Below are 21,325 nucleotides of genomic sequence, written 5' to 3' on the forward strand. Positions count from 1 at the left end.
CGTTCAGACCCGCCGCCATCGGCGTCGTGGCTCTGGCCGCAGTCATGTCGTACGCATTCCTGCCCTCCTCCTCCGCGAGCGAGGCCCCTCAGACGCACGCCTCGAACAGTGCGAACATGAAGGCCTTCGCCCGCATAGCCGACGACGTGCTCTCCCAGCGCACCGAGGCCCTCGTCGAGGAACAGCCGGGCCACCGCCCCGCCACCTCGGGCCAGAAGACGCGCATGTCGCCCCAGCTGCAGAAGGACGAGACCGAAGCGCTCTCGTCGCTGCGCACCCGCAAGACGCGCCTCAAGGCGCTGGGCGAGGCCTACAGCGCCGCCGACACCAAGGTCTCCGTGGACAAGGCCACGGTCACCAAGGGCAAGGCGGTCGTGCAGGTCACCGAAGAGACCACCCTGACCTACAAGAAGGTCCGCGGTGACGAGCCGACGACGACCGGCTTCCGTACGCGCTACGAGCTGAACCTCGTGGGCAAGCCGGGCGGCGCCTGGGAGCTGACCTCGATCGCCTCCAAGGAGAACGGCCCGGTCGCGGTCAACGAGCCGACCCCGGCCAAGGCCGCCGTCGTCAAGGACGACGGTCAGACCTACCCCGACGGCACCCCGGCGTCCACGAAGTACCCCGCGCCGGCCAAGCCCAAGGCGAAGACCGGTGGCGCGTACGACTACGCGGCCATGGCCACCTACGCCGAGAAGTACTGGAAGAACTACAACCCGGCGTACCGGCAGTTCAACGGAGCCGGCGGGGACTGCACCAACTTCATCAGCCAGTCCCTGAAGGCGGGCGGCTGGAAGAACGTCTCGGGGACCACCTCGGACTACCGCAACTGGTGGTACGACGGCTCCCTCCAGACCGATTCCTGGGCGGGCGCCAACGAGTGGGCATGGTTCACGAACTCCAACAACCGTGCTCCGAACCTGGCTTACGTCTACCAGATGGACGTCGGCGACATCCTGCAGATGGACTTCAACCGGGACGGGTCCAAGGACCACTCGATGATCGTGACGTACCGGAGCAGCGCGGGAACGCCCTACCTCACGTACCACTCCACGAACACCTACCGGAAGTCCCTGGCGAGCCTGATCGCCTCGTACCCCAACGCGGTGTACTTCGCCTACCGCACCTGACGGGTCCCCGTCCCGGCGGGCCGCTGGCCGGTCCGTCGGGACGGGGGTGGTCCGTCGGGACGGGGGTGGGACGTGACGCACGACACCCGGCCCGCGGATCCCGGGCCGCAAATCCCTGGCGGACGCCGGCGGGAGAGCGGTACGCTCACCGCGATGATCACCGAAACGATGCAGAGATCGGGGGACCCGTCCGCGCAAGGTGAGTGCTGATGCCCACCGACACCGCGACCGGGAATTCCCGCCTTGCCCGCTGGCTGCGCGTGCGTGAGTACGCCGTGCCGCCCTCCATGATCGAAACCGCGACCGCCCGCCGCCTGGCCGGGGACTGGGCCGCCGCCTGCGCCGCCGCGAACGTCGACGTCGACCTCCGGCCGCGCGACGTGGCACGCGCCCACGGCAGGGAACTCGCCGCCCGCATCAGGGCCGACCTGCGCCACCTCGCTCCGGACCTGCTGCGCTGGCACCTGCCGCGGGTCGCCCCCGACGGACTGCTGCGCCCGGGACTGACCGTGGCCCTGGCCCGGTACGAGGCCACGGGACCCGACGGCCCCCGCACCCTGCACCTCGTGGCCCGGACCCCGCCCGCCTGGGCGGACGCCGGTCAGCGGATCGGCCTCGCGCTCTGGGATCCGCACGGCTCCGACGCGGCGGTCCGCCGCCACCCGCACGCCCGACCCCACCCGCGCTTCCGGCTCGACCTGCACCGGCACCTCTGGGACGCGCGGCGGACCGATGACTTCCGGATCCGCTCCGGGGTCGGTCCGCTCGCGGGGGAACCCGACCCCTTCGGTCCGCTCCCGCCGGGGAAACCCTGGGCCGCGCACCGGTGGGCGGCCGAGGCGGGCATCCTGCTGCGCGCCGAGGGCCGGTCCACCGGAACCGTCACGGTCCGGCTCGGGACGCGGGAGCGACTGGACCTGTACGTCGACCCGGACCGGCACCACCACGGATACCGCTACCGCGACGCGGGAGAGGCCCGGGGCACGGTCGAGCCGCCGCTCCTGCCCGACGCGTCGACCTGGGTGCCGCCCGACCTGGAGCTGCTCGCGGCCGGGCTGATCGGAGCCGACCGGCTGCACCCGCTGGTCGCCCCGGCGCTCGTACCGGGCCACCCGTCGGCCGCGCGACCGAGCGGTCCGGCGCCGGCGCCGGCGCCGCGACTGGTGGACTGCCGCGGGGCCCGGCACCGGATCGGCCTGGTCGACGGGGTCCTGGCCCCGCTCGACCACGACCCGGCCGAGATCCGGCGGGAGGAACTACTGGTCGCGCTGACCGGGACGCCGCTGCCCTGCCTGCGGGAGATCGACCTGGCCCACCGCCGCCCGGACTGCCTCGCCGGGGTACGCGAACGCCTCGACCACGGGGACACCGCCGGCGCACTGGCCGTCGTCGAGGGCCTGCTCGGGCCCGACGCCCTGCTGCGGGGCGGCCCCCTGCGCGACGAACTCGAAGCGGCCGCCGACCGGCGGATCACGTACGGGCTGTACCGGGCGGGCCTGATGGACCCGGCCCCGGGGCGCCTCCTCCCGGCGGCCCACCGCCGGCCCGCCGCCCGTACGCGGCCGCGGCGGGCGACCACTCGCTGAACCGGGGGACCACCCCGTCCCACCGTCCCCCCCCTCACGACGCTGCACAGGTGATGAAGGATGACCCTTTCCATGCCCGTTTCCATGCCCCTTTCCGCGCCCGCGCCCGCGCCCGCCCCCGCTTCCGTGCCTGCTCAGCTCGACGTCGCGGCCGAACTGCTCGCCCTGTTGCGCGACACCACCACCGAGCCGCGCCCGGACGTCCAGTTGGAGGCGCTGACCGTGGCCGTCGCGGCCGACCTCCCCGTCCTCCTGTGGGGCGAGCCGGGGATCGGCAAGACCGCCGCCCTGACCCAGCTCGCCGCGTCCCTGGACCTTCCGCTGACCACCGTCATCGCCAGCGTCCACGAACCGTCCGACTTCTCCGGCCTGCCCGTGATCGGGGACGATCCCGCGCGACACGGCGTCCCGATGGCCCCGCCCGACTGGGCGGTGCGCCTGGTCCGGGCCGGGCGCGGGCTGCTGTTCCTGGACGAACTGTCCACCGCGCCGCCGGCCGTGCAGGCCGCCCTGCTCCGTCTCGTACTGGAGCGGCGGATCGGCGCACTGCAACTGCCGCCCGGAGTGAGGATCGTGGCCGCGGCCAACCCGCGCGCCTCGGCGGCCGACGGGTGGGAACTGAGCCCACCGCTGGCCAACCGGTTCGTCCACCTCCAGTGGACCCACGACCACGAGGTCGTGGTCCGCGGACTCGGCGGCACCTGGCCCCGCGCGACGCTGCCCCGGCTCGACCCGGAGCGGCTGCCGCACGCGGTCGACTTCGCCCGGCGCGCGGTGTGCGGACTCCTGGCCGCCCGCCCCGCGTTGGTGCACCGGCTGCCCGGCAACGAAGCGCGCCGCGGCGGCCCCTGGCCGTCCCCGCGCAGCTGGGACATGACCCTGTCCCTGGTCGCCTTCGCGACCGCGGCCGGCTCCTCCCGCGAGGTGCTCTCCCTGTTGGTGCGCGGCGCCGTGGGCGACGGTCCGGGGCTGGAACTGCTGGCCGGCATCGACCGGATGGACCTGCCGGACCCCGAGACCCTGCTCGCCGACCCGGCCGGCGCCGAGCTCCCGCAGCGCGGGGACCTGCGCCAGGCCTGCCTCGACGCGGTGGTGGAGGCGGTGCGGGTGCGCCCCGACAAGCCCCGCTGGGACGCCGCGTGGGAGCTGTTGGTCAAGGCGCTGGACACCGGGGCGCCGGACCTGGTGGTCGTCCCCGCGACCGCGCTCGCCTCCCTGCGCCGGGACGAGTGGGACGTTCCGGCCTCCATCGAGCGGCTCGCCGGAGCCGTGTCGCTGTCCCGCCGGGCGGACCGCGCGAGCGCCCGGGCCGCTGCCGCGACGCGGTCCGGCGGGTCCTGGTGAGCGGCGGCGCGCGACGCGCCCCGAGCGCGCCGCCCGCATATGAGGCTGCGCGAGCCCTGGACCTCGACAAGCTCTACGCCGCCCGGCTGCACGCCACGCGGGTCCGCCCCTACGTGGCGACGGCGCTGTTCGCCCTGCACGTCGTGGAGTCGCGGCGGGTGCCGACCATGGCCGTCGACCGGCACTGGCGGTGTTACGTCTCCCCGGCGTTCGTGACCCGGACACCGGTGGAGGAACTGGCCGGGGTCTGGGTGCACGAGGTCTCGCACCTGCTGCGCGACCACCACGGGCGCAGCGACCGGGTCGCGCGGGAGCGGGGCCTGAGCGGCCCGGGGGAACGGCTGCGGATGAACATCGCCGCCGACTGCGAGATCAACGACGACGTGTTCGGGGACGGGTTGGTCCAGCCCGAAGGCGCCGTCCTGCCCCGGACCCTGGGGCTCGCTCCGGGGGAACTGATGGAGGACTACCTCCGCCAGTTCGGGCTCGGGCCGCTCACGCAGGGCATGGTCTGGCTGGACTGCGGCAGCGGCGCCGACGGGTCGGACCGCGCATGGGACCTGGGACCGGACGGCGCGCACGGCCTCACCGAGCACGAACGGGACGCGGTCCGGTTCCGCGTGGCCCAGGGCATCACCGGCCGCCCGGGCAGCGCCCCCAAGAGCTGGCGGCGCTGGGCCGAGGAGGTCTTCCACGCGCCGCTGCCGTGGCGGGAGCTGCTGGGGGCGGCGGTCCGCTCGGCCGCCGCCGGCTCCGGCGCGGGCGAGGACTACACGTACGGCCGCCCCTCGCGGCGCTCGGCCGGCCTGCCCGGGGTGGTGCTGCCGAGCCTGCGCCGCAGGCCGCCGCGGGTCTGCGTGGTCATCGACACCTCCGGGTCGGTCAGCGACGCCGAACTGGGCGGCGCGCTGCTGGAGGTCGCGGCGATCTCCCGTGCGGTGGGCGGCCGTCGGGACCTGGTGACCGTGGTGTCGTGCGACGCGGCGGCCCGTACCGTGCACGCGCTGTGCGGCGCCGAGGGGATCGCGCTGGTCGGCGGTGGGGGTACGGACCTGCGCACGGGCTTCGCCGCGGCCCTGCGGGCGAGCCCCCGCCCCGACGTCATCGTGGTGCTGACGGACGGCCAGACGCCCTGGCCCGCGACTCCTCCGCCGTGCCGGACGGTGGTGGGCCTCTTCCCCCGGGATGCGCGCGACGGGTCGATGGACGAGGAGAACCCCGACTACGAGCCGGACACACCGCCCCCGTGGGCGCGCGTGGTGACCATCGGGTAGCGCGTGCCGGGCGCCGCGACGCCCGCGGGACATCCGCCCGGACAGCCCCTGGGCCCACCAAAAATCCGGACCACCGGCGGCGGGGCCGTCGCATACTGGTCGTTCGTCCGGCGTCCGGTGGCCGTCGGGAAGCGGGGGAGAGGTGTGTGGGCGTGGTGGCTGACGGAGGGGCCGGCGCGTCCACGGACGAGCTGTTCGCGAGCGCCCTGGTCGAAATCGAACGGGACGATGGCGACGAGGGGCCCGCACCCCACTTGCTGCTCCTGCTCGACCGCCCCACCCGGGAGGTCTTCGAGCGGGCCGCGGGCCTGCTGGCCCACGACGAGCCGGCGCAGCGCGAACTGGGGGCACGGGTCCTGCGCGAGCTGGGCCCCCGCGCCGCCGACGGCAGCCGGCCCTTCCGCACGGAGACCATCGCGGTCGTCGTGGCGGAACTGCCGAGCGAACCCGACTACTGGGTCCTCGGGTGCATGCTCTCCGTCCTCGGCTACCACGAGGCCCGGGAGACCCTCGACCTCGTCCTCGGTCACCGGTCGCACGCGGAGCAGGCGGTGCGCTTCGGGGTCGCCGCGGCGCTGCCCGCGCTGGCCGATCCCGACCGCACGCAGGACCGGGTCGTCGAGGCCCTGCTCCAACTCGCCGAGGACGACGACGCGGCCGTCCGCTGGTACGCCCTGTACGCGCTCTTCCACGAAACGGCCGGCATCGCCGCCGCGGACCGGGTGGCCTGGGCCACGGCCCTGACCGGCCGGGGGGACCCGGAACGGCGGGAGGAACTGCGCCACCTCGCCACCACCTTCGACGAGCCCGTGGACCCCGCCCTGCGCGTGGCCCTCGGCGGCCCCGGCATTGGGTACGCTCGCGGTTGACTTCGCGGCCTCGGCAGGGGCTGAAGCGCCGCCGGCAGGGGATGGGTTGATCATGGGCAGTACGCCTTCGGCAGAGTTCTTCCAACCGCTCAAGGCGGACGACCCGGTCGTGGTGGGCGGTTACCGCCTCGCCGCGGTGCTGGGCGCGGGCGGCATGGGCAAGGTGTACCTCTCGTACACGCCCGGTGGTCGCCCCATCGCCCTCAAGGTGATCCGGTCGGAGTTCGGCGAAGACCCCGAGTTCCGGCGGCGCTTCCAGCAGGAAGTGCGCTCCGCCGAGCGGGTGCAGGGCCTGTACACGGCCCCGGTCATCGACTCGGACACCGAGGGCGAGCAGCCCTGGCTGGCCACGGCCTACGTGCCCGGCCCCTCGCTCGCGCACGCCGTCGCCCTGAACGGGGCACTGCCGCTGCGCAGCGTGCTGTTGCTGACCGTCGGGGTCGCCGAGGCCCTCCACGTCATCCACGGCGCGGGCATCGTCCACCGCGACCTGAAGCCCGCCAACGTGCTCCTCGCCGCCGACGGCCCCCGCGTGATCGACTTCGGCATCGCCCGGGCCGCCGACACCACCGCCCTGACCAGCACCGGCGTCAGCGTCGGCACCCCCGCGTTCATGGCGCCCGAGCAGGCCTCGGCCGGTACGATCACCCCCGCGACCGACGTCTTCGCGCTCGGCCAGATCATGGCCTACGCCGCGATCGGCGCCCCCGCTTTCGGTGACGGTCCGTCACACGCCGTGCTGTACCGGATCGTTCACGAGGACCCCGATCTCAGTGGGCTGCCCGAGGAGCTGCGGCCCCTGGTGACCCGGTGCCTCAGCCGCGACCCCGCCGCGCGTCCCGCGCTGACCGAGATCATCGAGCTGTGCCAGCAGATCTCGCCCGAACCGCTGCGGCAGGGGGAGGACTGGCTGCCCCGCAAGGTCGCCGGCTCGATCACCGAGCGGCTGCGACTCCCCGCCCCCGCGCCCACCCCGCCCCCGCAGCAGCCGTCCGTCGCGCCGACGCCGACCGAGTACTCCCCGCACACCCCGCCCCCGGGCGGCGCGCACCCGTACGCGCCGACCGGTCACGCGGTGGCCGCCGCGCCGACGCAGGCCGCGCCGAGCATCCCCGCGGCCCCGGGGCTCCCGCCCGGCTACCGGCCGCCGCCGGGCTACCAGACCCCGCCGCCGGGCTACCACAACCCGCAGGCGTACCGGCCGGGTTACCCCACCCCGCCGCCCACCCACCCGACCGGTTACCCGCCGGTCGCGCCCCGCCCCCGACGGACCGGGCTGATCGTCGCCGGGTCCGTCGTGGGCGCGATCGTCGGGCTCGCATTCATCGGCTACCTGCTGCCGGACACCGGCGGCAAGGGCGGCGACGCGAAGTCCGACGGCACGAAGTCCGGCGGCGCCGCCGGCACGAGCGGCTCCTCGGCCTCGCCGAAGAAGCGGACCGACCCGCAACCCGCCACGTACGAGGGCATCGACGTGACGGGGAACTACGCGGTGATGCTCGGCGACAACCCGCCGACCCCGGCCGAGGACCACAGCGGCGGCGTGATGTACGGCAAGGGCGACCTCTACTACTACAGCGACAGCATGTTCGGGGACGACAAGCTCGGCAGCGCCAACGGGAAGCTGGTCGTGCTGAACAACTCGCAGAAGGGCTCGTTGGAGACCTGCCGCAGCGAGACCCGCTACACCGAGAAGGTCGGGCTCGACCAGCTCGGCAAGGGGACGCAGATCTGCGTGCTGAGCAAGGCCGGGCACATCGCGGTGGCCACCTACCAGGGCAAGTCGGGCCCGAACGACCCGAGCAAGTACATCACCGTCGACCTGACGGTCTGGCGCAACGCCGACGACCCGAAGGAGCGCTGAGCGCCGGCGCGGCTACCGGGTCCGGGCCGCCCACCGCGGACCGGCCCGGTCAGCCCCGCCCCGCGAGGGCGGGCACGGCTGCCGCGGTGGCCCCGGCGGGCGCGAGGCGCTCCAGGAGTTCCAGGCGCCCGCGGGTCTCCTCGTCCAATGGCGTGTAGGTGATCAGTCGCGCACCGGTCGCCGGCCCGAGCCACAAGTTGGTGTGTTCGAGGCTGAGCAGTCCCACCAGCGGATTGCGGATGTGCTTCACCCTGCCACCCTGGCCGACCACCTCGTGCCGCGCCCACACCTCGCGGAACTCCGCCGAGGCGGCCTCCAGCCGCCCCAGCAGCGTCTTCCAGGCGGGCTCGGCCAGATGCTCCGCCATCGACGCCCGGAACTTGGCCGCCATCACCCGGTTCACCTCCGCGCGGTCGACCACCGCCGCCCGCCACTCCTCGTTCGTGAAGGCCAGCCACATGCAGTTGCGGTCCTCCGGCCGCACCCGGTCCATGTCGCACAGCAGTCGCCCGTACGTCGCGTTGTACGCCAGGATGTCGTAGCGGCTGTTCTGCACCACCGCGGGCACCGGGCCCAGCTGGTCGAGCAGTGCCCGCAGCGCGGGCGTGACGATCGGGCAGGCTGCATGCGGCGTCGGGTCCGGGCTCCCGGCCAGCGCGAACAGGTGCGTCCGCTCGCTGGCGTCCAGCAGCAGGGCCCGGGCCAGGGAGTCCAGCACCTGCTGGGAGACCTGGATCTCACGGGCCTGCTCCAGCCAGGTGTACCAGGTGACGCCCACGGCGGAGAGCTGGGCGACCTCCTCGCGGCGCAGCCCCGGCGTGCGCCGACGACGGCCGCGCGGCAGCCCCACCTGCTCCGGGGCGATCCGCTCCCGCCGGCTGCGCAGGAATTCGGCCAGCTCGTGCCGGCGCACGTCCGTATCGGGAGCCACAGTGGTCATGGTCCCAGGGTGCCGCATCCCCCATCCCGTTTCCAGGTGCTCCTGGTACCAGGATAAAGAGACTCTGGTACCAGGCTTCCGACAGGAGGATCGTCTCCGTCGTGAGCGACACGACGGTACGTACGACGACCCACCCCTCCCCCCGAGCCACCGCGCCGGACCCCTCGGGGCCCGCGGCGATGACCCCGCTCGGGCTGTTCACGGTGCTGTTGGGCGCCGCCCTGCCCCTGATCGACTTCTTCATCGTCAATGTGGCCCTGCCCGCCATCGACACCGACCTCGCGGCCGGTCCCGCCGTGCTGGAGCTGGTCGTCGGCGGCTACGGCGTCGCCTACGCCGTCCTCCTCGTCCTCGGCGGTCGTTTGGGCGACATGGCCGGTCGGCGCAGGCTCTTCCTGATCGGCATGGCGGCCTTCGGCCTCACCTCGCTCGCCTGCGGCCTGGCGCCCACCGCCTGGACCCTGGTCGGGGCGCGCGTGGCCCAGGGCGCCGCGGCCGCGCTGATGCTGCCGCAGGTGCTCGCCACCATCCAGGCCACCACCCAGGGACCCCGCCGGGCCCGGGCGATGAGCCTGTACGGGGCGACCGCCGGGCTGTCCATGGTCGCCGGGCAGATCCTCGGCGGCGTCCTGGTCGCCGCCGACGTGGCGGGCTCCGGATGGCGCTCGGTGTTCCTGGTGAACGTGCCGGTCGTGCTCCTCGGCCTGGTGCTCGCGGCCCGCGCGGTGCCCGAGACCCGCTCGGAGCGCCCCGCCTCCGTCGACGTGTCCGGCACCCTGCTGCTCGCGCTGTCCCTGGTGTCGCTGCTGCTGCCGCTGACCGAGGGCCGGGCGACCGGCTGGCCGCTGTGGACCTGGGTCTCGCTCGGGGTGTTCCCCTTCGCGTCCGCCGCCTTCTACCTCACCGAGCGCCGACTGGACCGGCTCGGCCGGGTCCCGCTGGTGCCGCCGAGCCTGCTGCGGCTGGACTCGCTGCGCCGGGGGCTGGTGATGGTCGTCCCCTTCTCGATCGGCTTCAGCGGATTCATGTTCGTGATCGCCGTGGTCCTCCAGCAGGGCCTGCGGATGGGGCCGGTGGCTGCCGGACTGGCCCTGGTGCCGATGGCGCTCTCGTTCTTCGCGGCCTCGCTCGCGGGCCCGCGCCTGGTCGCCCGGTTCGGCACGCGCGTGGTCACCGCGGGAGGCGTGCTCCAGGCCGTCGGCCTCGGCCTGCTGCTCCTGGCCGTGCTGCGCGACTGGCCCGACCTCGGCATCGTCGGACTCGCCCCCGGCGTCGCCCTCGCGGGCCTCGGTCAGGGCCTCCAGCTGCCGGTGCTGATGCGGCTGATGCTCTCGGACGTACCCGCCGACCGGGCCGGGGTGGGCGGTGGCGTCATGGTCACCACCCAGCAGTCGGCCCTGGCCCTGGGCGTGGCCACCCTCGGCAGCCTCTTCCTCGCGCTGACCCCCTCCATGGGGATGCGCGACGCCCTCGCCGTCACCCTGCTCGTGCAGCTGGGTCTGGTCGCGCTGACGGGCCTGCTGAGCCTGCGCCTGCCGCGCGCCATGCGCTGACCGGACGGAGGATGGGGACTGTGATGACGGTCCTGGTGGTGGGCGTACCGGAGGGGGCGGAACTGGAGCGGCTGCGGTCGCGGATCCAGAGCAATCCGCACTTCCAGGTCATCTCCCATGCCCAGGCACCCGCTGTCGCGCTCGCGCACGCCCGCGTCCTGCTCCCCGACATCACGGTCCTGGCGCTGCCCGCGGGTCCCGGGGGCGACCCCGACGTGCTCGACGTCTTCCACGGGGTGCGCGCCCTGGACCCGCCGAGCGGAGTGGTCCTGCGCACCTCGGCGGGCGCGGTCCTCGGGGCGCTGGCCGCGCGGGCCGAGGAGGGCGCCGTACACGTGGTCCGCGAGGGGGACACCGACGGACTGATGCGCGCCCTGCGGACGATCGGGCTGCGCCGGGCGAGCTGCGACCCGGACGAGATGCCCTGACGCGGTGCGGTGCGGCGGTGCGGAGGCGGGCCGCGGGCCTCCCCGGGACGTCCCGGCCGGCCGCTGCGCCGGCCGGGAGGTCGCCCTCAGGTCTTCGCGGGGCGCGAGCGGCCGAAGCGCCGTACGAGCGGGTTCTCGACCCAGGCGAAGAGCCCCCAGGACATCAGGACCGTCACCACGCCCACGCCCGCCAGCATCGCGAGGGTGATCGGCAGGGAGTACATCCGGTCCTCGCCGAGCGCCCAGCGCAGCGAACACATCGTGATGTAGTGCAGCAGGTAGAAGGCGAAGGAGATCTCGCCCAGCCAGACCATCGTGCGGCCCCGGAACAGGCTGGTGCGGCCCTCGATGTCCGCGGTCGCCGTGGCCGCGATCAGCAGCACGATCGGCAGGATCATCGCGGCGCGCTGGCCGTAGAGGTACGGCACGTGGAAGGTCAGCCAGTACCCGCCGGCCAGCAGCACGCTCGACCAGATCATGCCGATGTTGCGCCAACGCCCGTGCTTCACGGCGAGCGCCACCAGGATGCCGAGCGCGAAGTCGACCATCCGGACCGGGGGCAGCACGTAACTGAACCAGTACTGGGAGACCGAGCTCTCGTGACCGCTGGGGATCCGCGGGTCGCTCGGGAAGAGGGCGTACGCGAGCGCGGGGGTGGCCACCACCGCGGCGATCGCCCCGGTGATCCAGTACTTCAGGTGGGCGGGGTCGATGCGTCGGAAGGCGCGCAGTAGCATCGGGAAGCAGAGGTAGAAGACCGCTTCCACGGCGAGTGACCAACTCGGGGCGTCCACACTGAAGTTGGTCATGTACTGGGGCCACCACACCTGGACCATGAACAGGTTGGCGACGGCGACGCCCGCGGAGGTGTAGTACATCGCGAACAGGGAGAGCGCGAGCGCCCAGGTGACGAGGTAGGTCGGGTAGATCTTGACGAACCGGCGCCGCCAGAACGCCGTCGTGGTGTCCCTGTCCCGGGCCGACCAGGTCAGCACGAAGCCGCTGAGCACGAAGAAGAAGGACACGCCCAGCCCGCCCGCCTGCGCGAACCAGCCGGCCAGCCGCTCCTCGGTGGCGTCGTCGCCCAGCAACCGCAGCGGGGGGATGGGGAGGAAGGCGTGGTGGGCGAAGACGGCCAGCGCGGCGGGGAACCGCAGACCGGTGAGGGAGTCCAGCCGGGGAGTGCGGGGCCGCTCCGGTGCGACGGCCTCCGTGGCGGTCGGTGCGGCGCGCTCGCGGGGAGCCGCCGCTCTCGTCCGCGATGGCGCAGAACCGGTGGTGATGTGGTCAGTGGCCATGGGGCTTCCGTTCTGGGATGTGGTCCTGCGGTGCATCCGGCGTGGTGCGGCCCAGCCCTGAAGGGGAGGTACAGCGCTCTTTGTACCGGCGGCCGCTCGTGGACCACTCAAGAAGCCCGGCGTGGCCGGTTCCGCCCGTTGACCTAAGCCTTCGGCTCGCCGGTCAGGCAGGCGTGGCACAGGCAGCGCGGAGGGTGCTCGGAGCCCCGCCACCCCTCGGCGCGGTACTCGCGCGCGACCCTTTCCAGCGAGGTGGCCGCCCCGGCCGCGAACTCGGCGTCCCATGCGGGCCGGCGCGTCGAGGCGTGGAAGCGCTCCAACACCCTGGGCGTGTGCACGAACCGGGGTCGGAAGCTGTGCAGGTTCCGGGTGGCCATGTCGATGACGATCCACCGTCCGGTGTGCCGCTCGCGTCCGATGACGGTGATCTTGTCAGCGCCGGGCCCCCAGTGCACGGCGCTCACGTACACCTTCGCTCCGCCTCTGAACGACTTGGTCCCGCTCCGCAGTTGTTGACCGCCGGCCCCGTACCGCCGCCACCACACGACGTTCGCCGACACGAGCCACACCGGCTCCGGTGTCCCGCTGCTCTCCGTGCTCATCGCGTGTCCCCCCGGTACATGACGACGTGCTCCACGCGGTCCCCCCGCGGGCCCGCGTACGGTACCCACCGCGGGGCGCGCGGCGCGAGCGGGTATCCGGCGCGTCCGACCGCGGGAGCGACGAGCGTCCCCGTGGTCCTCGGCTCATGTGGACCACGGCTCATGCCGGGGGGCGGCCGATCGGGAGGAGGTACTGGAGGGGCTGGTCCAGGCCGTCCAGGCCGAACAGCTCGTGCGCCAGGTCGTCGCGGAAGCCGCCCAGCGGGGTCGTCGCCAGCCCCAGTGCCGATGCCGTCAACAGCAGGGACTGCGCGAGGTGCCCGGCCTCCAACAGGCCCATCCGCAGCGCCCGCAGGCCGTACCGCCGGCGCAGGCGGCCCAGGTCCACGTAGAGCCCCAGTACCGCCGGTACCTCGTCCACGACCACGGCGCGCGGGTCGTCCGGCGGCGCGGAGGTGTACGCCGACAGTGCTTCGACCTCGTCGAGGGACGGCGCGTCCGCCACGCGCCGCAACGCACGCCGGTCGGGCACGCAGTGGTAGGTGCCCGGAGCCAGTCCTTCCACCCGGAGGGCGAAGAGCCGCAGGCCCGCCGTGTAGAGGGCCCCCGCGCTCGGGTAGGGACGGTGCGGGACCAGAGGGTCGGCGCCCGTCGTGTGGCTGACGGCGTGGGCGCCCCACAGCAGCGTGCCGAGCCCGGTGGCCGTCAGCGGCCCCGTGAGCGAGCCCCGCACCGTACGCCGCCCCGTGACGGCGGCCCACAGCGAGACGTCGGGCACCGGCCCGGCCGGGAGAGCCACTTCGGGTCCGGCGGGCAGCTCCTCCGGCGGGGCCTGGCGGGGGACGATCTCGTGCTCCCGGCCGATCCGGAACTTGCTCCGCTCCAGGTACTGGCGGTCGGGAGCCAGATGGCCCGTGGGGAAGTGCGAGGCCGGTTGCCCCGCGTCGAGGAGCGCGTGGGCGGCGAGCAGGCAGACGGCCCGCTCCTCGTCGGGGGCCGTGCCCAGCCGGCTGAAGAGGTCGTGCAGCCGCGCCGCCCACACCGCCTCCCGCGCCCGCGCGCCGCCCCCGCCGCCCTCCTGCTCGTCCGCCTCCCGCACCGCCGCCGCCCACCGCGCCACCGGGCCCGCGGCGACGCCGCGCCCCAGGTCCTCGCGCAGGGCCGCGGCCCGCCCGGCGAGGCCCTCGCGCTGCGCGGCGTGGACCGCGTTCACCTGCGCGTGCACGACCGACCCGGGCAGCCGGGTCACCTGGTCGGCCGGTGTGTCGCCGGCCGCCGCGTCCGCCGCGGGCCCGGGGGGCCGTCCTGCCTGCCCGCGCAGCCACCGCGCGCTCTCGGAGCGATCCATTCCCAGGGCCCAGGCCGTCGCGTGCGCCAGATCGACGGCCGCCGCCAGCCGTCCGCTACCGCGCCCGGTCACGGAGACCACCTCGACCGCGATCCGGGAGGCGCACGCCGCCAGCGCCTCTCCCGGCGCCTCGTCGGCCGCTGCCGTGACCTCCGTGACCTCCAGCACCTCCGTTGCCTCCGCGACCTTCGGGGACCCGGCCAACGCCGCCGCCGCGCCCGGCTCGGCGCCGCGCAGCCGTACCCGCAGGTGCGGGCCGCCGTCGACGTCCGCGCGGACGAAGGACCAGGCCGTGGCCGCTCCCGTACGGACGAGGCCGTCCAACAGCGGCGCGACCTCCCGCACGAGGAATTCGTCGACGGCTCCCGGTGCGGTCCGCAAGGAGAAGTGCAGGGTCGACCAGGGCTGTCCGGGACCGGAGGTGGACGACGGCACGGCGGTTCTCCTCGGTGCTCGATGCTCGGCGACGAAGCGGGGGTGGGGCGGGCGGGGGTCAGGGGTGCGGGGAGTCGTGGTGTCAGGGGAAGGGGTGCGGGTGCAGGGCCAGGTCCTCGTGGCGCAGGGGAGCGGGGGCCCTGCCCAGCCGGTACGGCACCTCCAGCAGCCGGGGCAGCCCCCGGGTGCGCCGGTTCACGTGTCCGAAGGTCATGGGCAGCGCGCCGGGCACCACCGCCTTGGCGCCGTACAGCCCGAGGCGCTCGCGCACGCCCGCTTCGTCCTGGCCGACCACGATCACCTCCAACCCGGCCCCGGCCAGCCGCCGTACGGTCGTATCGAGCAACTCCGCCAGGTCCGCGACCGGCTCCGGGGCATCCGGCCAGGCATCGCGCCACGGCAGCGGACGGTCGCCGCCGTCGACGGAGTCCAGCAGGAAGCCCAGGCGCGGTCGGGCCTCGGGCAGGGTGTACAGCGCGGTGTGGTCGGCCAGGGTCCGCACCAGCTCGGGCCGTTCCAGCATCGGCAACAGCCGGGCCGGGCTGAACTCCTCGGGCTCCGCCCGCATCCGTTGCGGGGCGTTGAAGACGTTCGTCACCGTCTCCACGACCGCCCCGCGCACGGCCACCCGTGGATCGTGGTGTGCTCCCGCCGCCACGAACACCTGGGGGGCGGCCGCCCGTGGATCCCCGTAGGCGGCGACGGCGATGACGGCCGGAATGCCGAAGTCGTTCGTCGCGTCGAACAGGTCGAGCCGGTAGCCGGCCGACTCCGCGCGGTCCGCCAGGTGCACCACCTCCAGGTCGTCACCGGGCAGTGCGATCCGACGCAGCGGGGTGGCCCCGTACCAGGCCATCAGGAAGGCGTCCCGCTCGGCGACCTCGAACAGGCCGTAGAGCGCCGCCTCTTGGGGGCTGTTGCCGAGCCCGCAGCCGCTGGAGCACTCGTAGACCACCCGTGGTCGCCCCGGGCTCGGGTCCCAGTAGGCGACGTGCTCGGGCACGGCGGTCACCCGGTCGCGGGTGAGCGACCAGCCGTGGACCCAGTCCAGCGCGAGCTCCGGGTCGTAGGCGACGCTCCCCGACGCCGGATGGCCGTGGTGGGAGGGATCGGGCAGCCCCAGCCGCTCCGGATCCACCGCCCGCTCCGGCCCCAACTCGGCGTAGGACGCCCGCAGTACGGTACGCCGCCCCTGCGGGCTCATCCCGGTGAGGCGTTCGACGGCCTCGAAGAGGGCCACCCGCTCGCTCGTCTCCCAGTCGCCGGCCCGGCCGTAGCCGCCGTCGCTGAGATCGCGCCCGTAGGTGACGTACGCACTGGTCAGGCTGTGCACCGAGTCCTCGGTCCGGGTCACCCGGTGGACGGGGCCGAAGCGCTCGTCGTACAGCGCGGCCCGCAGATCCTCCCGTCCCGTACGGTCGTTGGGGCCGCGCAGCACGGTCGGGTCCGACAGCGGCCGCGGTGCGCGGGGCGGACGGGCGGCGTTCGCGTCGTCCGGCGGTAGCGGCAGGCACACCGGGCAGCCCCCGACCGGGCGGAAGACGTGGTCCGACCAGGTGGTGCGACCGCTGTGCACGATCCGCACGAGCGCCCCCCATCCGGCGTCCGGTTCGGCGTCCGGGCGCCGCGGGTCCGGGGCCCGTGGGCCCGGACGCCGTGGGTCCGCGTCCAGCATCCCGGCCGCCGACATGGCGACCGCGTCGGCCATCGCGGGGGAGGGGCCCCCGGCCAGCCGCAGGCCGGTGCCGTGCCAGGGCACCCGTCCGCCGATGGTGGCCAGCCTGCGGTACTCCGTGCAGGAGAGGCAGCCCACCGCGCCGGGCCGCAGCACGGGCCCCACCACGGTGACCGCGCCGTCGCAGCGGACCGGGACCAGCGTGACGGGGTGGGCGAGGGCGTGCCGGGACAGCTCGGCGGCGCTCTCCAGCGTCCAGTCGTCCAGCACGACGACGGCCCGGCCCGCCGTGCGCGCCAGCGCGCCGCGGACGTCGAGCACGGTCACGTCGAGGGCGTCCAGGGCCGCCGCGAGGCCCGCGTTCGCGTGCGCGGTGGTCGGGTGCGCGGTGGTCGTGGCCATCACCGTCCGCCTTCCGGGTCGTCGGCGTGGATGCCGGTGTCGAGGGCGGTGTCGAGGGCGGTGAATCCGCATCCGCGCAGGGCGGTGAGCAGGGCCCGACCGCCGGGCCCGACGGGGATCCAAGGACGGGTGCGCAGTCCGGTGGCCTCGGTGAGGACGGCGCGCAGGGCCCGTTCGCGGCCGGCCACCCGGCTCCACCAGCCCGTCGTCCACCGCTCGTCCTCCCAGGGCGCCGGGATGACACCAGCCGTTGCCAGCACGCACAATTCCCCGCCGTGCGAGCTGATATGACGGCCCGTCGCATCCGCTGGCCCGGCTTGTACGCGGGTCAGCGCGGCCAGCACCGCGAAGGTCGCGGCGTCCCCCGCGGTGGCTTCGACGGCCTGCCCGAGCAGCGGCCCGTTCCTCCCGCCGACGTGCCCGTGCACGTCGGCCCGGTGGGCACCCCCACCCGCGACGAGCGGGGTCACGGTCAGCTCCGCCCGAACGCCGAGCCGCTCGGTCAGTGTGCGCCACCAGTGGCGGGCCTGCGGATGGTCCGAGCCGTACGGGTCCCAGGGCGCGGGCGGGGCTGCCGCGAGCCGCGGGGCCAGCGCCGCCCGGCGCAGCGCCCGGCCCAGCGCGTGCTCGGGACCCGCCCCCACCACCGGAGCGGAGCCTCCCGACGCCGCCCCCGGGACCACCGCCCGCAGCTCGGCCGTGCGGCACAGGGCGTCGATCCGGGCGAGGTCCGCCCGTACGCCCCCGGACGTGATCCCTCCGCCGCCCGGCGCCGCACAGTGGACCAGCGCCACCGGCAGCTGGGGCAGGGAACCCGCCTCGGGCGCCGGCAGCGGGCCGAGCCGTACGTCGCCGAGCGCGGCCACGGCCACCAGCGCCTCCGCCAGCGTCTCCGGCGCCGGGGCGGCGGCGCGGCCCGGGCCCAGCCAGGGGTGGTGGGCCGAGCGGGCGGGGCGCTCCCCGACGACCAGGGCGACGGGGATCCGGGCCCGCCGCGCCCGCCCGGCGCCGCCGTCGGCCCCGGAACCGCCTTCGGCCGCGGCTTCGATCCCGGTGTCCTCCTCCCCGGGGTCGGGCAGGCCGGCCACGGCCGCCAGCAGCCGTTGCACGGCGGCCCCGGCCACGAGCGCGGCGAGCTCGTCCTCGGGCAGCGGCAGCGGCAGTGCCCCGGTCCCGGAGTCCGGGTCAGGGCCCCCGTCACGGTCCCGCCCCAGCCGGTCGGCGATCGCCTCGGCGTCCGCGCGCGCCGCCCCGAGCCCACCGACCGGCGTGACGAAAGTGGCGCCCGGGCGCAGTGACGCCCCGACCGCCTGCACGCTCCCGTCCGCGCGGGCGGCCGAGAGCAGCACCCGGTCCGGGCCGCCGGCCGCCCGGGGGACCGCCCTGGCGGTGACCCCGGTCCGTGCCAGGGCCCGCAGGGCGGCAGCGGCCACGGGGGCGCCCGGATCGACGGCGTGGACCTCGACGAGGGCGTCGCGCAAGGCGGCGGAGGCCGCGGCGGGCCGGTCGGCGACGGTCCGCAGCCAGCGGTCCGCGGCGCCGCCGGTGGGCGGCGCCGTCTCCTCGACCAGCATCCCGTGCAGGTCCAGTTGCCGGATCAGCGTGCACAGCGCGGTGCGCAGCGGTGTGCCGACCGGGGTGCGGTCGGCGAGGTCCGCGCCGCCGCCCTCGCGCAGGGCCTGCTCCAGCATCCGCCACAACCCGGGGAGCGCGGGGCTGCCCTCCAGGGTGACGCTGGCGGACCACCCGCGCAGGTGCAGGCCCCGTGCGAGCGCGGTGGCCGTGACGCCCGGCCGCAGGCGACGTCGGCGCACCGAGTCCAAGGCGTCGGGCGGCGCGGCGCTCACGCGTCGCACCCCGCCCGGTAGGTCTCCACCACGACTTCGACGGCGCGCACGGGCCGGTCCTGACCGCCCGGCCGCGGGAGGGCCTCCTCCAGCACCACCCCGTCGGGATGCCGGGCCAGCCACCGGTCGAGGCAGCGCAGGTGCAGGGCGTTGCCGAGGTCGACGAACTGTGGTTTGGGAACGGCCAGTCGGCTCATCGTGCGCCGCAACGCCCCGGCGTCCCCGGCCCCGCCCCCGCCCGCGGAGCCCTTCGCCGGGTGCAGGAACAACTGGTCCGGGACGCCGAGCAGGGCGCGCCAGCGGGCCGCGGCGCCGAAGGGCACCTCCCCGTCGGCGGCCAGGGCGGCCCGCAGGGCGGCGACCGTACCGCCGGTCAGCGTCCAGCGGCGCCGCCGCAGCACGATGTCGCGGTGCCGCAGCCGGGGAGTGCGTACCAAGGGACCACCCGGTACCTCGGTCACCACCTCGGGCACCAGCGCGTCGAAGGAGACGACGCCTTCGGGGTGGTCGTGGACCAGGGGTGCGCTGCGCGTGGTGAGCAGGCTGGGCACCAGCAGGCCCGGGTAGAAGACCTCCAGCAGCTCGCCGGTGGACCGCATCCGGAGCCGGACCTGGTCGGTCGCCGGGTCGTGGAAGAGTTCGACGTCGGCCTCGTCGATCGGACTCCGCGAGCGCTGCGTGTGCTGGGGACCGTACTCCTCCGAGACGATCTCGTCGGGCAGGAACAGCGGGTGCAGATTGGCGTTGAAGCCGCGGACGGGTCGGAACTGCGCGAGCCGGGCGTCCGGGGCCGTGACGCGGTCCGCCTCCCGCGCGACCAGCTCGCCGGCGCGGGGGTCGACCAGGTCCAGGAAGCGGCTGCCGATCCGGCCCCAGCCGCCGTACACGTGGTTGAGGCAGAGCAGTCGCGTCCGGGCGTCGTACTGGAGGAAGTGCGCGTAGGACACGGGGCGCACCGCCGCTGAGCCGGGCAACCGGCCGCCGAAGTCCGCCACCAGCCCCGGCGGCAGGACGACATCGGCGTCCGGGTCCGCCGCGCCCGCGGCGTGTCGGCGCACCGCCTCGGTGAACGCCCGCCGCAGGCGGGTCAGTTCGGCCGCTCCCGACGGAAGCTCGACGGAGTCGTCGTCCGTGCCCAGGAGCGCCGCGCGGGCGGTGTCGTCCCAGGCCGCGACCGACTCCGTACCGAAGTCCCAGACCGGGTGGCAGACCCCGCCGGGGCCGAAGCGGGCGACGAAGCGGTCGCGCAGTGCGCGGCGCATCACGTGCCCGAGGTCGAACAGCTCGGCCAGCGCAGCCACTTCGCGCAGGGTCGCGTGGTCGTGGTCGTCGAGGAGGCCGTCCGTGGGCACCGGGCGGGCGGCCACCACGTCCTCCGTCAGCAGGGTGGGGGTCCGGCCGCCCCCGGGCAGGACCCCGCCCGCCGCCTCCAACAAGGTGGTCCACCGCTCCCGCAGTACCGTCAGCAGCCGGGCGCGCTCGCCGGGGCCGGCCGCACCGAACTTCGCGGTGGCGTCGGCCACTTCGTCGACGAGCTCGGCCAGGACGACATCCGACGCGTCCGACCCGTCCGACCCGTCCGTCCCGTCGCGCAGCCAGGCGGCGAGCCGCGCCAGCGGATCGGACTCGTGCGGGCCCACGGGGGGCACGGGGACGAGGAGCCCGGCCGCGACCAGCTGCTCCACGTACGCCGACGCGGCCGCGAGGTCCTGCGGCCGGGCCAGCGCGGCCGCGAGCCGGGCGGGGGTGCGGGGCGCACGGCACAGCTCCGTCACCCGCTCCAGCGGGCCGCTCGCCGCGACCGCCACCTCGTCCTCGTCGGTGAGGACGAAGCGGCCGAAGGAGGAGGCGGCGTGGGTGCGCGCGAACACGGCCCGGCCGCCATCGAAGCGGGCCGGGCCGGCCATCCGGTGGGGGAGCCGGGCGCGCCGGCGCGGATCGGACAGCAGCGCTTCGCACAGCGCGGCCACCAGGGTCCGGCTGGTCCGTACGGAGGTGACGGTGGCGCCGAGCAGGTCCCGCTCTCCCCACTCGGCCCCGGGCGAGCGCGGGGCGGGCGTCCCGTCGTGCAGCGGGCCCCAGCCGACCGCGGTGAACCACGACAGCGGGCTGGTCCTGGTCCCGGCGCGCAGGGCGTGACGCAGTACCCCGGCCTCCTCCTTGCGCGCCCGCCGACCGCTGGTCCCCGCGCCGGCGCGCTCCACCGCGGCCAGTAGATCGGCGCCGCTGTAGGAGGCGGCGAGGGCGAAGGCGGGCTCCCGGCACTGGGCGCCCAGCGCCTCCCGCTCCGCGGCGAGCGCGGCGGCCGCGGTGGCGGCGACCTGGGCGCGCGCCGCATCCAGCCGGCCCCGCAGCTCCAGCCAGGCCCGCAGCTCGGGTACCCGCTCGGGCAGTGCGCCGAGGCGTTCGAGGAGCGCGGTCCGCGGCGCGCGCCGGTTGTGCAGCGCCCGGCGCAGGGGCAGCACCACGTCCCGGTGGAACGCCCCGGGGTGGCCGTCGCGGCTGCGGTAGAGGGCGTCGGTGAGTCGGGGGAGGAGTTCCGCGAGCACGCCTTCGAGCTCCGCCAGCGCGTGCGTCCCGGCGCGGAAGGCGGCGGCGTCCGGGGACTGCGCGGGGTGGTGCAGTACGGTCGCGCGCACCTGTAGATAGGGGGCGGTGCGCGGGAAGGGCGCGGAGGGCGGCATGTGGTCCGGATTCCCTTTCGGCTCGGCGGGTGGGTCCGACCCGGCC

At 75.3% G+C, this 21,325-nt stretch carries 15 protein-coding genes; 8 read left to right on the plus strand and 7 right to left on the minus strand.

Going from position 1 to position 21,325, the window contains the following annotated elements; genetic code table 11:
• The first annotated feature begins 44 nt into the window (after positions 1–44).
• From ACIBEA_RS03420 to ACIBEA_RS03445, 6 genes are all read left to right on the plus strand, one after another.
• A complete protein-coding gene (locus ACIBEA_RS03420) occupies positions 45–1,130 on the plus strand; it encodes an amidase domain-containing protein (RefSeq protein WP_399257923.1) in 1,086 nt (361 codons plus the stop codon).
• A 209-nt stretch (positions 1,131–1,339) separates the two neighbouring features.
• The gene (locus ACIBEA_RS03425; protein WP_399257414.1) at positions 1,340–2,716 is read left to right on the plus strand and encodes a hypothetical protein; all 1,377 of its coding nucleotides are present in this window, start codon (positions 1,340–1,342) and stop codon (positions 2,714–2,716) included.
• A gap of 72 nt (positions 2,717–2,788) precedes the next feature.
• Positions 2,789–4,060 carry an AAA family ATPase gene (locus tag ACIBEA_RS03430; protein ID WP_399257416.1) on the plus strand — a complete coding sequence of 424 codons (1,272 nt, stop codon included), beginning with the start codon at positions 2,789–2,791 and terminating at the stop codon, positions 4,058–4,060.
• The gene (locus ACIBEA_RS03435) at positions 4,057–5,334 is read left to right on the plus strand and encodes a VWA-like domain-containing protein (RefSeq protein WP_399257418.1); all 1,278 of its coding nucleotides are present in this window, start codon (positions 4,057–4,059) and stop codon (positions 5,332–5,334) included. Before ACIBEA_RS03430 ends, ACIBEA_RS03435 begins: the two co-directional genes overlap by 4 nt.
• 152 nt (positions 5,335–5,486) lie before the next feature.
• Positions 5,487–6,203 carry a hypothetical protein gene (locus ACIBEA_RS03440; RefSeq protein ID WP_399257421.1) on the plus strand — a complete coding sequence of 239 codons (717 nt, stop codon included), beginning with the start codon at positions 5,487–5,489 and terminating at the stop codon, positions 6,201–6,203.
• Between the two features lie 52 nt (positions 6,204–6,255).
• On the plus strand, positions 6,256–8,067 hold the full coding sequence (locus ACIBEA_RS03445; RefSeq protein ID WP_399257423.1) for a serine/threonine-protein kinase: 1,812 nt from the start codon (positions 6,256–6,258) through the stop codon (positions 8,065–8,067).
• A 49-nt stretch (positions 8,068–8,116) separates the two neighbouring features.
• Here ACIBEA_RS03445 and ACIBEA_RS03450 read toward each other — a convergent pair whose 3' ends face one another.
• The gene (locus tag ACIBEA_RS03450; RefSeq protein ID WP_399257425.1) at positions 8,117–9,007 is read right to left on the minus strand and encodes a helix-turn-helix transcriptional regulator; all 891 of its coding nucleotides are present in this window, start codon (positions 9,005–9,007) and stop codon (positions 8,117–8,119) included.
• Positions 9,008–9,186: 179 nt separating this feature from the next.
• On the opposite strand from ACIBEA_RS03450, the gene ACIBEA_RS03455 reads away from it, so the two are divergent.
• Together ACIBEA_RS03455 and ACIBEA_RS03460 are read left to right on the plus strand one after the other, a co-directional pair.
• Complete coding sequence (locus tag ACIBEA_RS03455; protein ID WP_399257925.1) at positions 9,187–10,560, plus strand: MFS transporter; 1,374 nt, start codon at positions 9,187–9,189, stop codon at positions 10,558–10,560.
• Between the two features lie 23 nt (positions 10,561–10,583).
• Complete coding sequence (locus tag ACIBEA_RS03460) at positions 10,584–10,988, plus strand: hypothetical protein (protein WP_399257427.1); 405 nt, start codon at positions 10,584–10,586, stop codon at positions 10,986–10,988.
• A gap of 86 nt (positions 10,989–11,074) precedes the next feature.
• On the opposite strand, the gene ACIBEA_RS03465 is transcribed toward ACIBEA_RS03460, so the two are convergent.
• The 6 genes from ACIBEA_RS03465 to ACIBEA_RS03490 form a co-directional block, all read right to left on the minus strand.
• Positions 11,075–12,286 carry an acyltransferase family protein gene (locus tag ACIBEA_RS03465; protein ID WP_399257429.1) on the minus strand — a complete coding sequence of 404 codons (1,212 nt, stop codon included), beginning with the start codon at positions 12,284–12,286 and terminating at the stop codon, positions 11,075–11,077.
• 143 nt (positions 12,287–12,429) lie between these two features.
• Entirely contained in the window at positions 12,430–12,888 is a 459-nt protein-coding gene (locus ACIBEA_RS03470) for a hypothetical protein (RefSeq protein WP_399257431.1), read from the minus strand.
• A 160-nt stretch (positions 12,889–13,048) separates the two neighbouring features.
• On the minus strand, positions 13,049–14,671 hold the full coding sequence (locus ACIBEA_RS03475; RefSeq protein WP_399257433.1) for a lantibiotic dehydratase C-terminal domain-containing protein: 1,623 nt from the start codon (positions 14,669–14,671) through the stop codon (positions 13,049–13,051).
• An 82-nt stretch (positions 14,672–14,753) separates the two neighbouring features.
• Positions 14,754–16,748: a TOMM precursor leader peptide-binding protein gene (locus ACIBEA_RS03480; RefSeq protein ID WP_399257435.1), complete on the minus strand. Its 1,995-nt coding sequence runs from the start codon at positions 16,746–16,748 to the stop codon at positions 14,754–14,756.
• Positions 16,748–18,595, minus strand: a complete 1,848-nt coding sequence (locus tag ACIBEA_RS03485; RefSeq protein ID WP_399257437.1) for a hypothetical protein — start codon at positions 18,593–18,595, stop codon at positions 16,748–16,750. Before ACIBEA_RS03485 ends, ACIBEA_RS03480 begins: the two co-directional genes overlap by 1 nt.
• The gene (locus ACIBEA_RS03490) at positions 18,592–21,279 is read right to left on the minus strand and encodes a lantibiotic dehydratase (RefSeq protein WP_399257439.1); all 2,688 of its coding nucleotides are present in this window, start codon (positions 21,277–21,279) and stop codon (positions 18,592–18,594) included. Before ACIBEA_RS03490 ends, ACIBEA_RS03485 begins: the two co-directional genes overlap by 4 nt.
• Positions 21,280–21,325: the final 46 nt, after the last annotated feature.

Source organism: Streptomyces sp. NPDC051555 (assembly GCF_044454405.1).
Taxonomy (GTDB): Bacteria; Actinomycetota; Actinomycetes; order Streptomycetales; family Streptomycetaceae; genus Streptomyces.

Bases quoted from the DNA above. Each gene is read 5' to 3' on its own strand.
- ACIBEA_RS03480 (WP_399257435.1), bottom strand. From the start codon at position 16,748: ATGGCCACGACCACCGCGCACCCGACCACCGCGCACGCGAACGCGGGC.
- ACIBEA_RS03460 (WP_399257427.1), top strand. From the start codon at position 10,584: ATGACGGTCCTGGTGGTGGGCGTACCGGAGGGGGCGGAACTGGAGCGG.
- ACIBEA_RS03470 (WP_399257431.1), bottom strand. From the start codon at position 12,888: ATGAGCACGGAGAGCAGCGGGACACCGGAGCCGGTGTGGCTCGTGTCG.
- ACIBEA_RS03490 (WP_399257439.1), bottom strand. From the start codon at position 21,279: ATGCCGCCCTCCGCGCCCTTCCCGCGCACCGCCCCCTATCTACAGGTG.
- ACIBEA_RS03445 (WP_399257423.1), top strand. From the start codon at position 6,256: ATGGGCAGTACGCCTTCGGCAGAGTTCTTCCAACCGCTCAAGGCGGAC.
- ACIBEA_RS03430 (WP_399257416.1), top strand. From the start codon at position 2,789: ATGCCCGTTTCCATGCCCCTTTCCGCGCCCGCGCCCGCGCCCGCCCCC.
- ACIBEA_RS03450 (WP_399257425.1), bottom strand. From the start codon at position 9,007: ATGACCACTGTGGCTCCCGATACGGACGTGCGCCGGCACGAGCTGGCC.
- ACIBEA_RS03425 (WP_399257414.1), top strand. From the start codon at position 1,340: ATGCCCACCGACACCGCGACCGGGAATTCCCGCCTTGCCCGCTGGCTG.
- ACIBEA_RS03465 (WP_399257429.1), bottom strand. From the start codon at position 12,286: ATGGCCACTGACCACATCACCACCGGTTCTGCGCCATCGCGGACGAGA.
- ACIBEA_RS03455 (WP_399257925.1), top strand. From the start codon at position 9,187: ATGACCCCGCTCGGGCTGTTCACGGTGCTGTTGGGCGCCGCCCTGCCC.
- ACIBEA_RS03420 (WP_399257923.1), top strand. From the start codon at position 45: ATGTCGTACGCATTCCTGCCCTCCTCCTCCGCGAGCGAGGCCCCTCAG.